The organism is Streptomyces sp. NPDC093111 (assembly GCF_040683955.1).
Classification (GTDB): domain Bacteria; phylum Actinomycetota; class Actinomycetes; order Streptomycetales; family Streptomycetaceae; genus Streptomyces.
This window is the reverse complement of sequence record NZ_JBFBNW010000027.1, coordinates 19283-36175: the sequence shown is the minus strand read 5'-3', so window position 1 is coordinate 36175 and position 16893 is coordinate 19283. Positions and strand designations below refer to the sequence as shown.

The 16893-nt window shown below is 75.6% G+C and carries 10 protein-coding genes and 1 pseudogene; 6 read left to right on the top strand and 5 right to left on the bottom strand.

The window, feature by feature from the left end; translation table 11 throughout:
• Positions 1-4 precede the first annotated feature (4 nt).
• Entirely contained in the window at positions 5-3598 is a 3594-nt protein-coding gene (locus AB0Q96_RS34505; RefSeq protein ID WP_365332496.1) for a hydantoinase B/oxoprolinase family protein, read from the top strand.
• Between the two features lie 9 nt (positions 3599-3607).
• Here the strand turns inward: AB0Q96_RS34505 and AB0Q96_RS34500 are convergent, their stop codons facing one another.
• From AB0Q96_RS34500 to AB0Q96_RS34480, 5 genes and pseudogenes are all read right to left on the bottom strand, one after another.
• Positions 3608-4471, bottom strand: a complete 864-nt coding sequence (locus AB0Q96_RS34500) for a biotin-dependent carboxyltransferase family protein (RefSeq protein ID WP_365332494.1) — start codon at positions 4469-4471, stop codon at positions 3608-3610.
• Positions 4468-5094 (bottom strand): allophanate hydrolase subunit 1, encoded by a 627-nt coding sequence (locus tag AB0Q96_RS34495; protein ID WP_365332492.1) that lies wholly within the window; start codon positions 5092-5094, stop codon positions 4468-4470. The genes AB0Q96_RS34500 and AB0Q96_RS34495 overlap by 4 nt, the downstream gene beginning before the upstream one ends.
• Positions 5091-5855: a 5-oxoprolinase subunit PxpA gene (locus AB0Q96_RS34490; protein ID WP_365332490.1), complete on the bottom strand. Its 765-nt coding sequence runs from the start codon at positions 5853-5855 to the stop codon at positions 5091-5093. Before AB0Q96_RS34490 ends, AB0Q96_RS34495 begins: the two co-directional genes overlap by 4 nt.
• Positions 5856-5914: 59 nt before the next feature.
• Positions 5915-6376, bottom strand: a pseudogene (locus tag AB0Q96_RS34485) (DUF1445 domain-containing protein).
• Positions 6373-7653: an MFS transporter gene (locus AB0Q96_RS34480; protein ID WP_365332488.1), complete on the bottom strand. Its 1281-nt coding sequence runs from the start codon at positions 7651-7653 to the stop codon at positions 6373-6375. Before AB0Q96_RS34480 ends, AB0Q96_RS34485 begins: the two are co-directional and overlap by 4 nt.
• A 245-nt stretch (positions 7654-7898) precedes the next feature.
• Between AB0Q96_RS34480 and AB0Q96_RS34475 the strand changes: the two genes are divergently transcribed.
• The 5 genes from AB0Q96_RS34475 (at position 7899) to AB0Q96_RS34455 (ending at position 16796) form a co-directional block, all read left to right on the top strand.
• A complete protein-coding gene (locus AB0Q96_RS34475; RefSeq protein WP_365332486.1) occupies positions 7899-8594 on the top strand; it encodes a GntR family transcriptional regulator in 696 nt (231 codons plus the stop codon).
• Between the two features lie 83 nt (positions 8595-8677).
• The gene (locus AB0Q96_RS34470; RefSeq protein WP_365332484.1) at positions 8678-10204 is read left to right on the top strand and encodes a hypothetical protein; all 1527 of its coding nucleotides are present in this window, start codon (positions 8678-8680) and stop codon (positions 10202-10204) included.
• Positions 10201-11070, top strand: coding sequence for a hypothetical protein (locus tag AB0Q96_RS34465; protein WP_365332482.1), 870 nt, complete (start codon positions 10201-10203; stop codon positions 11068-11070). Before AB0Q96_RS34470 ends, AB0Q96_RS34465 begins: the two co-directional genes overlap by 4 nt.
• The gene (locus tag AB0Q96_RS34460; protein ID WP_365332479.1) at positions 11067-11963 is read left to right on the top strand and encodes a hypothetical protein; all 897 of its coding nucleotides are present in this window, start codon (positions 11067-11069) and stop codon (positions 11961-11963) included. Before AB0Q96_RS34465 ends, AB0Q96_RS34460 begins: the two co-directional genes overlap by 4 nt.
• Before the next feature lie 84 nt (positions 11964-12047).
• The gene (locus AB0Q96_RS34455; protein WP_365332477.1) at positions 12048-16796 is read left to right on the top strand and encodes a hypothetical protein; all 4749 of its coding nucleotides are present in this window, start codon (positions 12048-12050) and stop codon (positions 16794-16796) included.
• The last annotated feature ends 97 nt before the right edge of the window (positions 16797-16893 follow it).

Here is a 16893-nt window from a genome sequence, read left to right as displayed (position 1 = left end):
GGTCATGACAGGACGCTGGGAGTTCTGGATCGACCGGGGCGGCACCTTCACCGATGTCGTGGGCCGGCGCCCGGACGGCCGGATCGTCACCCGCAAGCTGCTCTCCCACGACCCGGCCCGCACCCAGGACGCCGCCGTCGCCGGCATCCGGCTCCTCCTCGGCCTCCGCCCCGGGGAACCCGTCCCCGCCGACCGGATCGACGTCGTCAAGATGGGCACCACGGTCGCCACCAACGCCCTCCTGGAACGGCGCGGCGAACCCACCGTCCTCCTGATCACGGCCGGCTTCCGCGACGCCCTCCGCATCGCCTACCAGAACCGCCCCCGCCTCTTCGACCGGCACATCGTGCTCCCCGAGGCGGTCTACACCCGGGTCGTCGAGGTCCCCGAACGGGTCGACGCCCGCGGCGAGGTCGTCCGCCCGCTCGACGAGGACGCCGTCCGCGCGGAGCTCGCCGCCGCCCACGGCGCCGGACTGCGCTCCGCCGCCGTCGTCCTCGTCCACGGCTACCGCCACCCCGAGCACGAGACCCGCGTCGCCGCCCTCGCCCGCGCCGCCGGATTCACCCAGGTCAGCTGCTCCCACGAGGTCAGTCCCCTCATCAAGCTCGTTCCCCGGGGCGACACCACCGTCGTCGACGCCTACCTCTCGCCGATCCTGCGCCGGTACGTCGACGAGGTCGCCACCGAACTCTCCGGGATCCGCCTGATGTTCATGCAGTCCAACGGAGGTCTGCGCGAGGCCGCCCACTTCCGTGGCAAGGACGCCGTCCTGTCCGGCCCGGCCGGCGGCGTCGTCGGCATGGCCCGCACCTCGGCGCGGGCCGGACTCGACCGGGTCATCGGCTTCGACATGGGCGGCACCTCCACCGACGTGTCCCACTACGCGGGCGAGTTCGAGCGCGAACTCGGCACCCAGGTCGCCGGCGTCCGTATGCGCGCCCCGATGATGAGCATCCACACCGTCGCCGCCGGCGGCGGCTCCGTCCTCCACTACGACGGACGCCGCTACCGCGTCGGACCCGACTCGGCGGGCGCGGTCCCCGGACCCGCCTGCTACCGGCGCGGCGGCCCGCTGACCGTGACCGACGCCAACGTCATGCTGGGCCGCATCCAGCCCGACCACTTCCCGGCCGTGTTCGGCGAGAACGGCGACGAACCGCTCGACGCCCACGTCGTACGTGAACGGTTCACGGCCCTCGCCGCCGAGGTCGGCGGCGACCGCACCCCCGAGGAGGTCGCCGCGGGCTTCCTGGAGATCGCCGTCCTCGCCATGGCCGACGCCGTCAAGAAGATCTCCGTCCAACGCGGCCACGACGTCACCCGCTACGCCCTCACCTGCTTCGGCGGCGCCGGCGGCCAGCACGCCTGCGCCGTCGCCGACGCCCTCGGCATCGACACCGTCCTCGTACCGCCACTGGCCGGCGTCCTGTCCGCGTACGGCATCGGCCTCGCCGACGCCTCCGCCATGCGCGAGCAGTCCGTCGAGGCCGCACTCGACGCCCCCGGCACGCCCGAACGCCTCACCGAACTCAGCACCGCCCTCGCCGACCGCACCCGCGCCGAACTCCGCGCCGACGGACTCCCCGACGACGCGATCACCACCCGCACGCGCGTCCTGCTGCGGTACGCCGGCACCGACGCCGCCCTCCAGGTACCCCTCGCCACCGCGGAATCGATGAAAACCGAGTTCACAGCCGTCCACCGCTCGCGCTACGCCTTCACCATGGACAAGCCGCTCGTCGTCGAGGCCGTCTCCGTGGAGGCCGTCGGCGCCGCCGGACCCCACGGACCGGTCGTCCTCCCCGAAGGAGCCCGGCACGGGCCGCTCACCCCGCGCGCCACGGTCACCACCCACAGCGCGGGCGCGCCCGTCGCCACCCCGCTGCACCGCCGCGAGGACCTGCGCCCCGGAGACACCGTCACCGGCCCCGCGATCCTCGCCGAGGCCGACGCCACCACCGTCGTCGACACCGGCTGGCGCGCCACCGCCGCCGACGGCGGACACCTCCTCCTGCACCGCGTCACCCCGCGCCCCGCACGCGTGGCCGCCGGCACCGACGTCGACCCCGTCCTCCTGGAGGTGTTCAACAACCACTTCATGGCGATCGCCGAGCAGATGGGCGTGCGCCTGGAGAACACCGCCCACTCCGTCAACATCAAGGAACGGCTCGACTTCTCCTGCGCCCTCTTCGACCCCGAGGGCAACCTCATCGCCAACGCCCCCCACATCCCGGTCCACCTCGGCTCCATGGGCGAGTCCATCAAGGAGGTCCTGCGCCGCAACCGGGACTCCCTGCGCCCCGGAGACGTGTACGCGATCAACGACCCGTACCACGGCGGCACCCACCTGCCCGACGTCACCGTCGTCACGCCCGTCTTCGACGACACCGGCGGCGCCCTGCGCTTCCTCGTCGCCTCCCGCGGCCACCACGCCGAGATCGGCGGCATCACCCCCGGCTCCATGCCCGCCTTCAGCCGCACCGTCGACGAGGAGGGCGTCCTCTTCGACAACTGGCTGCTCGTGCGCGACGGGAGACTGCGTGAGGCCGAGACCAGGGCCCTGCTCACCGGCGCCCGCCACCCCTCGCGCGACCCCGACACCAACCTCGCCGACCTGCGGGCCCAGATCGCCGCCAACGAGAAGGGCATCGAGGAACTCCGCCGGACCGTCGCCGAGTTCGGCCTCGACGTCGTCCACGCGTACATGCGGCACGTGCGCGCCAACGCCGAGGAGTCCGTCCGCCGGATCGTCGCCCGGCTCCGCGACGGGAGCTGCCGCTACGAGACCGACTCCGGCGCCGTCGTCCAGGTCGCCGTCCGCGTCGACCGCGAACGGCGCGGTGCCGTCATCGACTTCACCGGCACCTCGCCCCAGCTGCCCGGCAACGCCAACGCCCCCACCTCCGTGGTCATGGCGGCCGTCCTCTACGTCTTCCGCACCCTCGTCGACGAGGACATCCCGCTCAACAGCGGCTGCCTGGAACCGCTCGACGTCCGCGTCCCGCCCGGCTCCATGCTGGCCCCCGTCCACCCCGCCGCCACCGTTGCCGGCAATGTCGAGACCTCCCAGGCCGTCACCGGCGCCCTGTACGCGGCCCTCGGCGTGCAGGCGGAGGGCTCCGGCACCATGAACAACGTCACCTTCGGCAACGACCACGTGCAGTACTACGAGACCGTCGCCAGCGGCTCCGGCGCCGGTGACGGCTTCGCCGGGGCCGACGCCGTACAGACCCACATGACCAACTCCCGGCTCACCGACCCCGAGATCCTGGAGTGGCGCCTGCCCGTCCGGGTCGACGCCTTCGCCGTCCGCGACGGCAGCGGCGGCCGGGGCCGGTGGCCCGGCGGCGACGGCGTCGAGCGCCGCATCCGATTCCTGGAACCCATGACGGTCGCCCTGCTCGCCGGGCACCGGCACGTCCCGCCCTACGGCATGGCCGGCGGCGAACCGGGCGCCCTCGGCGCCGACTCCGTCGAACGCGCCGACGGCACCGTCGACCGCCTCGACGGCGTCGACACCACCGAGGTCGGCCCTGGCGACGTCCTCGTCGTCCGCACCCCCGGAGGCGGCGGCTACGGCCCGCCGCCCCTGTGAACAGGGTTTTCAGCGATACGGGACGAAACGCACCACCGTCCCCGGCGCGGCCTGCGCCGCGGCCGGCAGATCCGCCTCCCGGACCACCCCCACCACCGGATAGCCGCCCGTCGTCGGATGATCGGCCAGGAACACCACCGGACGCCCGTCCGGCGGCACCTGCACCGCGCCCAGGGACATGCCCTCGCTGGGCAGCTCCCGAACGACCGCCCGCTCCAGGGACGGCCCCTCCGTGCGCAGCCCGATCCGGTTGCTCGCCGAGGACACCCGCCACCCGCCCCTCGCGAGGGTCCGCAGCGCACCGGGCGTGAACCAGTCGTCGCGCGGACCCAGCCGGACCCGCAGGACCAGTTCGTCCGGCGGGCCCGGCCAGGGCGGAGCGTCGACCGACCCCCGTACGGCCGGGACCGCCCCCAGCGGCAGCACCTCCCCGTCCGACAGCGGCGCCGGGCCGAGCCCGGACAGCAGGTCGGTGGAGCGGCTGCCGAGCACCGGGTCGACGGCGACACCGCCGCCGAACCCCACGTACGAGCGCAGCCCGCGCACGGCGGGGCCCACGTCGAGGAGCTGCCCGGGGCCGACCCGTACGCCCGTGCCCCAGGCGACGGGCCGGCCGTCCACGGACACCGGGCACGGCGCCCCGCCGACCGCCACCGTCACCGCGCCCCTCGGGCGCACCGCGCAGCCGGTGACCGTGGTCTCCAGGACGGCCGCGCCCTCCTCGTTGCCGAGCAGCCGGTTGACCAGCCGCACCGCGCCCGGGTCGAGCGCCCCCGACCGCGGCACGCCCAGATGCGCGTACCCCGTCCTGCCCAGGTCCTGCACGGTCGTCAGCGCCCCGGCCCGTACGACGGCCACGGCACGATCGCTCATCGGCCCGCCACCGTGAACCGCACCCGGGCACCGGGGGAGAGCAGCGCCGCCGGCTCGCGCTCGGTGTCCCACAGCACCGCGTCGGTGGTGCCGACCAGCTGCCAGCCGCCCGGCGAGGAGCGCGGGTACACGCCCGTGTAGGGCCCCGCCAGCGCCACCGAACCGGCCGGGACGGCGGTCCGCGGCGTGGCCCGCCGCGGCACCTCGTGCCGCGGCCCGAGCCCCGTCAGATAGGCGAAGCCCGGCGCGAAGCCGCAGAACGCGACCCGGAACACGGTCTCCGTGTGGATCCGCACGGCCGCCTCTACCGACACCCCCCACAGGGCGGCGACCTCGGCCAGGTCCGGCCCGTCGTACCGCACCGGCACCGTCACGGCCGCCCCCTCGGGCGCGCACCGCGCGGGCACGTCCCAGGAGCGCAGCTCGGCCGCGAGCCGGTCCGGCGCCGCCACCCCTTCGAGGAGCACGGTCCGCGCCGTCGGCACGATCTCCCGTACCGACGGCAGCGCGCCCGCCTCCCGCCGCCGCAGCAGCTCGGCGTGGAACGCCTCGGTCGCCTCCCCGCTCACCAGCTCGATGAGCAGCCCCCGGTCGCCCACCCGGTACACCTTGCGCGCCCTCACGCGAAAGCCTCCACCCGGACGCCCGAGGACTCCAGGCGGGCACGCACCAGCCGGGCGAGTCCGACCGCGCCAGGCGTGTCGCCGTGCAGGCACAGCGAGCGCGCCCGGACGGCGACCGGCTGCCCGCAGTGCGCGGCGACCACCCCGAACCGGGCCATGGACACCGCCCGTTCGACGACCTCGCCCGGATCGGTCACCACGGCACCCTCCTGCCCCCGCGGCAGCAGGGTGCCGTCCGCCCGGTACGCGCGGTCGCCGAAGGCCTCGCCCACGACGGACAGCCCGGCCCGCTCCGCGGCCTCGTGCAGCCGGGAGCCGGGCAGCCCGAGCACCGGCAGCTCCGCCGAGGCGAGCCGGACCCCCTCGACGACCGCCGCCGCCTGCTCCTCGTCGCGGACCACCCGGTTGTAGAGCGCGCCGTGCGGCTTGACGTACGCCACGCGGGAGCCGGCCGCCCGCGCGAACACCTCCAGGGCGCCGATCTGGTAGGCGACCTCGGCCGCCAGCTCCGCCGCCGGCACGTCCATCGAGCGCCGGCCGAAGCCCGCCAGGTCCCGGTAGGAGACCTGGGCCCCGATCCGTACCCCGCGGGCCGCCGCCAGCTCGCAGACGCGCCGCATCGTCGCCGCGTCCCCGGCGTGGAAGCCGCAGGCGACATTGGCGCTGGTGACCACCGAGAGCAGCTGCTCGTCGTCGGTCAGCGTCCAGCGGCCGAAGCCCTCGCCGAGGTCGGCGTTGAGATCGATCGAGACCCGGGTCATGGTGGGTTTCCTTCCTTTCGTGCGCAGAAGAGCAGGGGGAACGAGCGCGTCCCCCCCCGTCAGGCCCCGACGCGGTACTCCGCGTCCCGTACGTCGGTCACGAGCATCCGGCCCGGCGCGTGGGTGATCGCGAACGGCGGACGGGAGGCCGCCACCGCCGCCTGCGGGGTGACCCCGCAGGCCCCAGAACACCGGCACGTCCCCCGGCTCGGCGACCACCGGATCCCCGAAGTCGGGCCGGGACAGGTCCCGGATGCCGAGCCCGGCCGGATCGCCCGCGTGCGCAGATCGGCGTCCGGGGCGAGCGCGGTGCGCCAGGAGCCGGGGTCGGTGACGTCCAGGACCGGGCAGGGCCGCGGATTGCGGGTGCGGAACAGCAGGACGTCGTACGCCCAGTCCGCGGGCACCGCGATGAGGTTGGCCTGCGCGTGGCCCGGCGCCCAGCCGGCCGTGGGACCGGTGGCCCCGCCGCGGGCCCGCGCGCGGGCGGTGCGGGGATCGGCGACGGCTTCGCGGGTCATACGAGCTCCCTCCCCCGGGTCTCCGGCAGTCCGAGCAGGGCCAGCAGGGCCAGGCCGTAGCCCACCGCGCCGAAGACGAGCGCCCCGCCCACGCCCCAGCTCTCGGCGAGGAACCCGACCAGGGCCGGGAACACCGCGCCGACCGCGCGCCCGGTGTTGTACGTGAAGCCCTGTCCCGTGCCGCGCACGGCGGTCGGGTACAGCTCGGCGAGGAAGGACCCGAAGCCGCTGAAGATGGCCGACATGCAGAAGCCGAGCGGGAAACCGAGCACCAGGAGGAGCGTGTTCGCCCCGTCCGGGATGCGCGTGTAGGCGAGGACGGACAGCGCGGACAGCACCGCGAAGAGCGCGATGTTCCGCTTCCGGCCGAGCCGGTCCGTGAGGTACCCGCCGGTCAGATAGCCGGTGAAGGCCCCCGAGATGAGGAAGGCGAGATAGCCGCCGGTGCCGACGACGGTGAGCCCGCGCTCGGTCTTCAGGAAGGTCGGCACCCAGGTGGCGAGCGTGTAGTAGCCGCCCTGGACGCCCGTCGACAGGAGCACGGCGAACAGCGTGGTGCGGAGCAGCGGGCGCTTGAAGACGGCGGTGAAGGAGCCGCGGTCGGCGCTCGCGCGGCGCGCCTCGGCCGCCTGTGGCGCGTCCTCGACGTTCCGCCGTACGTAGACGACGAGGAGGGCGGGCAGCGCACCGGTCCAGAACATGACGCGCCAGGCGGTGTCGGGGTCGACGAACCGGAAGACCAGCGTGTAGACGATCACGGCGAGCGCCCAGCCCGCCGCCCACGCGCTCTGGACGCCGCCGAGGGTGCGCCCGCGGTGCCGCGCGTCGGCGTACTCGGCGACCAGGATGGCGCCGACCGCCCACTCGCCGCCGAAACCGAGCCCCTGGAGGGCGCGGAAGACCATCAGGGTCTCGTAGTTGGGCGCGAAGCCGCACAGGACGGTGAAGAGCGCGAACGTGATCACGGTGACGAGGAGCGCCTTCACCCGGCCGACCCGGTCGGCCAGGACGCCGGCCAGCGCGCCGCCGACGGCGGAGACCACGAGCGTGACCGTGGTGAGGAGACCGGTCTGACCCTTGTCCAGACCGAAGGTGGCGGCGATCGCCACCATCGACAGGGGCAGGGTGAAGAAGTCGTACGAATCGAGGGCGTAGCCGCCGAAGGCGCCGCCGAACGCGCGCCTGCCGCGCGGTCCGAGGGCGCGCAGCCAGGCGAAGGCGCCGGTGTCGTAGGGGCGTTCGCCCCGGGTGGTCTGACGGGTCTGGGTCGTGCTCATCTGCACCTCGCAGAAAGGGAGGAGAGTGCGGGAGAGACGTGCGGACGAACCGTGCTGACGTACCGTGCGGTGTCGTTCAATGTAGGGATCGTTCAACGATCCGACAAGAGTCCCGACGCGAGAGCCTGCCGTCCCCTCCCGACCCCTGCCGTCCCCTCCCTCCCCCTCCCGCCCCTTGGCGTCCTTGTCTCCGGAGCCGGACCTGCGATTGACTCGGCCGCGAACGACGGAGGGAACGGAGAACGATGGACACGATCGGCGACCTGGCGGACGACCGCGCCCTCCTGGGACGCACGAGCACGGCGGAGCGGGTCGCCGACATCCTGCGCACCCGGATCGCCGAAGGCTTCTTCCCGCCCGGCACCCGCCTCTCCGAGGACAGCATCGGCGGCGCCCTCGGTGTGTCCCGCAACACACTGCGCGAGGCGTTCCGGCTGCTCACCCACGAGCGGCTGCTCGTCCACCGGCTCAACCGCGGCGTCTTCGTCCGGGTCCTCGCCGTCGACGACGTCGCCGACATCTACCGCACCCGCCGGCTCGTCGAGTGCGCCGTCGTCCACGCCCTGGGAGAACCCCCGTTCGCCGTCGACGGCCTCACCGCCGCCGTCGCCGAGGGCGAGCACGCCGCCCGCACCGGGGACTGGAAGGGCGTCTCCACGGCCAACATCCACTTCCACCGCGAACTCGTCGCCCTCGCCGGCAGCGCCCGCACCGACGAGCTCATGCGCGGCGTCCTCGCCGAACTCCGCCTCGCCTTCCACGTCGTGGACGACCCGCGCGGACTCCACGAGCCGTATCTCCTGCGAAACCGGGAGATTCTGGACGCCCTGCGGTCCGGCGAACGCGACCGGGCCGAACAGCTCCTCGCCGGCTACCTCGACGACTCGCGCACCCGGATCACCGACGTGTACGCGAAGGCGGTCGACGACCCGGAGCTCTGAGCGGGCCCCGAGGGCCCCGGTCGCGCCGGGTCGTATAAGCGTCGTTTCGACCGTTGTCTGTGCGAGGACCTACTCTGTGCACCGTGACTTCGCCTGCCTCGACGGACCTCGCTCCGCCCCAGCTCAGCGCGGGGCCGCGCCCCGCGCAGGGCCCGGCCGCCGACGAAGGGCTCGCGCGGCGGCTCCGCGCGCTCGCGTGCACGGCCCCGCTGCACGACCTGGACGTGCGCAAGGCGAACCTGGCCGGCGAGTACTCGGTGTACGCGATGGCCGAGGTCGCGCTCTCCGCGATCGACCTGGTCACCCTCAACATGGACTTCGACACCGGAGCCGACCACGACCAGGTCGTCGCCCGGCTGCTGCCCCGCGTCGCCGCGCAGGCACCCGAGCGCCCCACCGCCGAGCACGAGCGGGTGGCCCGCTGGGTCCTGGAGAACCTGATCAACGTCGGCAGCGTCGACCGCGGCTTCCGCGCCGTGTACGGCACCTTCGGCGCCGACGGCGTCTACACCCGCCGCGACTACGACTTCAAGCTGGTCGAAGAGGTCCCCGGCTACGGCGGCGGCGTCTGCCTGCGCACCACCGACGAGGCCGTCAACGTGCTCGTCGGCGCCCTCGACACCGACGTCACCAGCGCCCAGATCGCCGCCGAGGTGAAGCTGGAGGTCCTCATCAGCCGGGGCCGCCTCGCCGACGCCCAGCTCGCCGCCGAGCAGGCCCGCTACCGGACCGTGCAGTACGCCGAGACCCTCCGCAGGACCCTGGAGGCCACCCGGCGCAACGTCCGCGCGGTCGACTGGCTCAACGCCGTGCCCGACATGATCGCCGAAGCGCTCGACCACGTCGCGGACCGCTACCGCCACGAGAACGCGATCCTCACCAACATCCGCAAGGCCCGCGACGAGGCCGAGGACCAGGAGCACAAGCGCCGCGCCGCCGAGCTCGTCGACATCGTCAAGGACTGCATCCGGCGCCACACCCAGCTCCAGTCCCGCCTCCTGGAGGCCGGCCCGCTCTTCCGCGCCGAGCAGGACCGCCAGGCCTTCGCCGCGCCCACCGCCTACACGGGCCTCGACCTGTACGGGCAGCTGATCGCCCCGCTGCTCCCGCTCCCCGTCGAGCAGGCCACCCGCGTCACCGACGCCTTCTTCGCCCACGGCACCGGCCTGCGCACCCCCGTCTCCGTCCGCGTCGCCGACCTCGTCGACCTGCTCCTCACCCCGCCCGTGGAGCGCCAGCACCTCGGCGCGGAGATGCCCGAGCCGGACCTGATCGCCACCCCGGACGACAGCCGCTTCAGCGAGGAGCAGCTGGCGAGCGCCATGGACCTCCTCGACCTGGAGCACGACGCCCCGCGCCGCCTCTCCGGCCTGCTCGCCGACGCCCGGCGCCGCGACCCCGACCTGCCCTACCTGGTCGCCCTCCTCGCCGTCCACGCGGCGAGCCCCCCGGTCGGCACCGCCTACCGCCAGGGCGAGGAGCGCCTCCTGTTCGCCGTCGACGACGGCACCACCCTCGACGACCCCGAGTTCGGCGGCGCCGACCTCATCGTCGGCACCGCCCTCCTCGACGCCGCAGGCATGGCCGCCGACCGCACGGAGGCGACGTGACCACGCCCGGCACGCCCGAGGGGCCGGAGGGGGCTGCGACCTTCGGCGGGGATACGGCCGACATCCTCGGCCTGGAGACGGCTGCGACCTTCGGTGGGGATACGGCTGGCGTCCTCGGCCCGGAGGTGGCTACGCCCCTCGGCCCGGAGCCGGACAGGACCCCCGGATCTGACATGGCCGGTGCCCGCGGCGCCGAAGGTGCCGCCGTTACGGCGGCCCCCGCCGCCGAGCGCGCCCCCGGCCCCCGCGTCGCCGCCGTGCCCCTGGCCCGGCCCGGTGCCGGCCGGCCGCTCGGTGACGTGCCGGCGGACGGCCCCCGCGTGCGCTCCGTCCCGGCCGGGGCGGGGCCCGCGCCCGTGCGCCGTCCCTTCGTGCGCGCCGTACCGCTGCCGCGCAAGCACCGGCCGGACGCCACTCCCGCGACCGAGGCCGACCCCGCGGCGCAGGGCGGTCCCGTGCCCCCGGCCGACACGGCGAAGCCGACCGCGCCCAGCCCGGCGCCGACGCCCGCGCCCGTCGCCGTCAAGCCCGTACGCCTGCCCCTGCCCGCGCCCACCCCGGCACCGGACCAGACCCCGTCTGAGCGGGCTGTCCCGGTGGTCGTCCCCGCCCCGGCACCGGACCAGACCCCGCTGGAGCGGGCTGTCCCGGTGGTCGTCCCCGCCCCGGCACCGGACCAGACCCCGCTGGAGCGGGCTGTCCCGGTGATCGTCCCCACCCCGGCACCCGACCAGACCCCGCCGGAGCGGGCCGTCCCCGCAGTCGTCCCCGCCCCGTCCGGGCACCCCGCCCCGTCCGGGCACCCCGCCCCCTCCGGGCGCCCCGCCCCACCGCACCCCCGCCGTACCGAGGAGCCCCAGCCGTGAGCGAACACCACGTCGAGCACACCGACGCGTGGAGCGAGCCGGAGGCCCCGCAGAACGCCACCGTGTCCTCGGCCGTCACGCCCGCCGACGCCGCCGACGCGGCCCGGCTGGTCTCGTTCGGCCTGCAGCCCAAGCTGCTGCCGGCGCGTGACGCCGAGTACGCCGAGCTGCTGCGCCGCTACCGCGAGAACCCCGCCTTCGCGCGCCTCGCGGACGCCGTCGCCACCGGCCTCGGCCTGGTCGTCCTGGAGGTCTCCCCGCGCGCGGGGATGGCCGTCACCGCGGGCGAGGACTCCGTCTTCGCCGTCCGCATGGGCGACTACGCCCGCCGCGCCTCCACGGACTCCGCCGACCGCTTCCTGCACGGTCTCGCGCACCTCGCCGTCGCGACCATGGCCTTCCCCCGCCCGGAGGACCTCGCCGACGACGGCTACATCGGCCGCCTCACCGTCAACGGCGTCGACGCCTTCGTCCGTCAGGCCTGCCGCCGCCTCGAAGAGCGCGCCGAGCAGGACGGCGAGAACACCGACCCCGCATCCGACGCCCCCGGCCTGGAGGCCGCCTGGCGGATCTACGCCCGCCGCAGCGCCACCGGCGCCACCAAGGACGCCCGCCGCCTGGCCGGCTCCACCACCGGCATCGTCGGCAAGGCCGTCGCCTTCCTCACCGACTCCGGCTTCCTCCAGCGGACCGGCGACGAGTCCGGCGGCTCCTACCGCACTACCGCCCGCTACCAGCTCCAGGTCCGCGACATGGCCGGCAGCGCCGCCATGGCCGAGCTCCTCGACCTCGGCGTCGTCCCCGTCAGCGACGGTTCCGCGACCCTCCTGCCGCCGCCCGAGGGCGACGACCTGGAGCTCGCCGCCGACGCCGGCCTGCCCTTCCACGCGTGACCACCCCCGCGTGACCGTCACCGCGTGACCGCCCCCCGCACGTAACCGCCCATCCCGCGTACGAGAAGCACGAGAGTCCGCCGCATGTACGAGCTGTCCCGGGTCCGCCTCTACTCCATCGGTCCGGCCGGTGCGCGTTACGCCGACACCGTCCTGGACCTGCGTGGAGTCGGCGCGCCCGTGCCGCACCCCGCCCCCGCCCAGGCGGAGTTCTTCGAGGAGGAGCCGGTCGGCCCGCCGCGCCGCCCCGCCCCGGCGGGCGTCCTCTTCCTGGAGAACGGCGGCGGCAAGTCCGTCCTCCTCAAGCTGATCTTCTCGGTCATGCTCCCCGGCCACCGCAACACCCTCGGCGGCGCCAGCTCCGGCGTGCTGCGCAAGTTCCTCCTCGCGGACGACTGCGGCCACGTCGCCCTGGAGTGGCAGCACACCCTCACCGGCGAACTGGTCGTCGTCGGCAAGGCCAGCGAGTGGCGGGGCCGCCAGGTCTCCAACGACCCGCGCAAGTTCGCCGAGGCCTGGTACTCCTTCCGCCCCGGTCCCGGGCTCAGCCTGGACAACCTCCCGGTCGCCGAGGCGACCTCCGTGCGCCCGCCCGTCGAGGGCGCCTCCGGCGCGTCCGGCCGCCGTCGCACCATGAAGGGCTTCCGCGACGCGATCACCGAGGCGGGCAAGGCGTATCCGCACCTGGAGGTCTCCTGGGAGGAGATCCACGACCGCTGGAACGAGCACCTCGGCGACCTCGGCCTCGACCCCGAACTCTTCCGCTACCAGCGGGAGATGAACGCGGACGAGGGTGAGGCCGCCGGCCTCTTCGCGGTCAAGAAGGACTCCGACTTCACCGACCTCCTGCTCCGCGCCGTCACCGACACCCGCGACACCGACGGCCTCGCCGACCTCGTCGGCGGCTTCGGCAACAAGCTGGGCCGCCGCGCCGAGCTCACCGCCGAACGCGACTTCACGGCCGGCTCCGTCGACCTGCTCACCCGCATCGTGGAGGCCGCCGACACCCGCGCCCGCGCGCGTGACGTGCACGCCGGGGCCGAGCGCCGCACCCGCGCCCTGGCCCGCCGGCTCTCCGCCCGCGCCGCCCAGGAACGCGGCCGGGTCGCCGAGCTCGCCCAGCAGGTCACCTCCGCCGCCCACGCCGTCTCCGAGGCCGAGGACACCCGGGGCCGCAGCGCCCTCATCGCCGCCGAACTCGCGTACCGGCACGCCTCGCTGGCCCTGACCGCCGCCGAGAAGGGCGCCGCGTCCCAGCGCCGCGAGCTCACCGACGCCCGCACCCTGCACTCCGCCTGGCAGGCCGCCGAGAACGTGCTCCGGCACCGCGCCGCGAGCGACCGCTCGACCCGGGTGGCCGCCGCCATCCGCGAGGCCGAGCGCGACGCCGCCCCGGCGCTCGCCGCCCGCGCCAAGGCCGCCGCCGACCTGGTCCGCGCCCTCGCCTCGGCCGCCGGGGAGGGGGAGCGGCAGGCCGCCGAGGAGGAGGAGCGGTCCGCCGCCCTCCAGGAGGCCGGCGAGACCGCCCACCGCGACGCGACCGCCGCCGCCACCGAGGCCCAGCGCGCCCGCAGCGAGGCCGGCCACCTGCGCCAGCGCCTCGCCGAGGTCGAGCAGGAGACCGCCGAGGCGGTACGGGCCGGCTGGCTCGACGACTCCGCGCCCGACGCCGACCCGGCCCGCGCCGCCCTCGCGGCGAGCGACGCCGAGAAGACCACGGTCGCCGCCTGGGACGTCGCCCGCGACGCCGCCCGCTCGGCCTCGGAGCGCGCCCGCGAGACCGCCGCCGCCGAGTCCCGTGCCGAACTCGCCGCCGCCCGCGCCTCCGACGCGGCCGAGGCCGCCGAGAACGCCTACGACGCCGAGCGCCGCGCCGCCGAGTCCCTGGCCGCCGACCCGCGCCTGGCCGAACTCCTCTCCCTGCCGAGCACGGGCCAGAACACCGGCACCGGCACTGGCACCGGAACCGGCCCCGGCACGGGCCACAGCACCGGCTCCCCGCTCCCCGGCCAGCGCGCGAGCGACGCCCCCGGCCCCGACGCGCACACTCCCGGAGCCGTCCCCGGCGCCGCCTTCGGCCTCGGCGCGGCGCCCGACGGCGGCGGGCTCACCGTCACCGACTTCGACCGCAACGCCGACGAACTGCGCGCCCTGCTCGACCGGTCCATCGGCTCCGCCGAACGCCAGCTCTTCGACCTGCGCACCGCCGCGGCCGACGACAACCGGATCCTCGGTGCCCTCGGCGACGGCGGCCTGCTGCCGCCCGGACCCGACGTCCTCGCCACCGTCGAGTTCCTCGGCGAGCACGGCATCCCGGCCCTGCCCGGCTGGCGCTACCTCGCCCAGGCCGTCGACCCGGCCGACCACGCCGCCGTGCTCGCCGCCCGCCCCGAGCTCGTCGACGGCGTCGTGATCACCGACCCCGTCTCGTACGGCCGCGCCCGTGAGGTCCTGAGCGGCGCCGCCCTGCTGCCCCGCTCCACCGTCGCCGTCGGCACCGCCGCCGCCCTGCTCGCCCCCGTACCGGCGCCCGCGTCCGGTCAGGACACGGACGTCTTCCTCGTGCCGCCGAACCCGGCCATGCACGACGAGCACGCCGCCGACGAGGAGCGACAGGCGCTGCGCAGCCGCGCCACCGCCCGCGACGAGGAGATCCGCTCGCTGGCCGCCCGCCTCACCGGCGACCGCTCCCTGGCCGCCCGGATCGGCTCCTGGCGGGCCGACTGCCCGCCCGGCATGCTCGCCGAGCTGGCGGCCGTCGCCGCGTCCGCGCGCACCGCCGCCGAGACCGCGGCCGGCGTCCTCACCGAGGCCCGTACGGTCCGCGCGGAGGCCGACGAGGCCGCCGCCGACGCCGCCCGGGTCCGCGACGAGCGCCAGGAGGCCGCCCAGCGCGCCCGCCGTGCCGCCGACGCCCTCGCGGGCCTCGCCTACCGGCTGCGCGAGCGCTCCGCCTGGCAGGTCAAGCTGCGCGAACTCGCCGACGACGCCACCGAGTCCGAGGCCCGCGCCCAGACCTGCCTGGAGCGCGCCCGCGCCGCCGACGAGGACCGGCGCGCCGCCCAGCGCACCGCCGACGACGCCCACCGCACCGCCCGCGCCCTGCGCGCCGAGCGCGCCGAGATCGCCGGCGCCCCGGAGATCGTCCCGGAGGCGGACGCCGACGCGCCCCGCGTCGCGCTCCCCACCCTCCGCGAGGCGTACCGGGCCGCCTCCCAGGTGTACGAGAAGGTCGGCGTCGGCGCCGACCTGCGCGCCGAACAGGCCCGTGCCGAGAGCGACGAGTCCGCCGCCCTCGCCGAGCTCGACCGCCTCACCAACAAGGTCCGCACCCGCGCCGAACAGCTCCTGGAGTCCACCGACGGCGCCGACGGCCCGTCCCGCCAGGCCGCCGCCGCCCGCGCCGAGGCCCTGGTGCAGAAGCTGGAGACCCGTGCCTCCGAGGCGAGCGAGAAGCTGGGCCGGCTCCGCGGCGAGTCCGAGCGCCTCGCCCCCGAGGACGGCGAGGCGCACACCGGGCTGCCCGAGGAGCTGATCCCGGCCGACGCGGAGCACGCCCAGGGCCTGCTGCGCACCGCCACCACCGAACTGGCCGCCCGCACCGACGCCCTGGAGGCGGCCCGCGCCGCCCACACCGGTCTGCTCCAGGCCCACCGGGCCGCCGAGGACGCGACCGGCGGCTTCGACGAGACCGCCGCGCTCCTGCGCGACCTGCTGCGCGACCACGCGGAGGAGGAGCAGGAGGAGTCCGAGGCGTACCCGGGTCCGCTGGCCGAGGCCCGCGACTCGGCGGCGGAGGCCCGCCGTTCGCTGCGCGGCTGCGTCGCCGACCTGTCGGCCGCCGACGCGGCCGTCCGCGAGGCCGGTGACATCCTCGTACGGCATGCCAACGCGACCCGCTTCGAGCAGGTGCGCACCCCGGCCCGGCAGCAGATCCGCGAACTGCCCGCCGCCGCGCTGCCGGAGCACGCCGCGAAGTGGGCCGAGGCGTTCGCGCCCCGGCTTCGGGTGCTGACCGACGAGCTGGAGCAGCTGGAGCGCAACCGCGACTCGATCGTGGACCGGCTGCGCGGCCTCGTCGAGTCCTCGCTGACCACCCTGCGTTCGGCCCAGCGGCTCTCCCGCCTGCCCGAGGGGCTGGGGGAGTGGTCCGGCCAGGAGTTCCTGCGGATCCGCTTCGAGGAGCCCGACCAGGCCACGCTCACCGAGCGCCTCGGCGAGGTCGTCGACGAGGCGACCCGCGCCGCCGTCCGCAAGAACTCGGACCTGCGCCGGGACGGCATGTCGCTGCTGCTGCGCGGTGTCCACGCCGCCCTCGAACCGCGCGGCATCGCGGTCGAGATCCTCAAGCCGGACGCGGTGCTGCGGGCCGAGCGCGTCCCCGTCGGCCAGATGGGAGACGTGTTCTCCGGCGGTCAGCTGCTCACCGCCGCCATCGCCCTGTACTGCACGATGGCCGCGCTGCGCTCCAACGACCGGGGCCGCGACAAGCACCGCCACGCGGGCACGCTCTTCCTCGACAACCCGATCGGCCGCGCCAACGCCACGTACCTGCTGGAGCTCCAGCGGGCCGTGTCGGACGCGCTGGGCGTCCAGCTGCTGTACACGACCGGTCTGTTCGACACGACCGCGCTCGCCGAGTTCCCGCTGGTCATCCGGCTGCGCAACGACGCGGACCTGCGCGCGGGCCTGAAGTACATCAGCGTGGAGGAGCACCTGCGCCCCGGGCTGCCGCAGCCGAGCGCGGAGGGCGAGGCGATCCACGGCGAGATCACCGCGACCCGCATGTTCCGCCGCACGCCCGACGCTCCGGCGCCCGCCACGGCGGGGTAGCCGGGCGCGCGGGCCGGCGAGCACCGAGCCGAGCGCGCGAATGCCGAGTGGCCCGACCCCCACGGGGGCCGGGCCACTCGGCATTCGCGTCCGTACG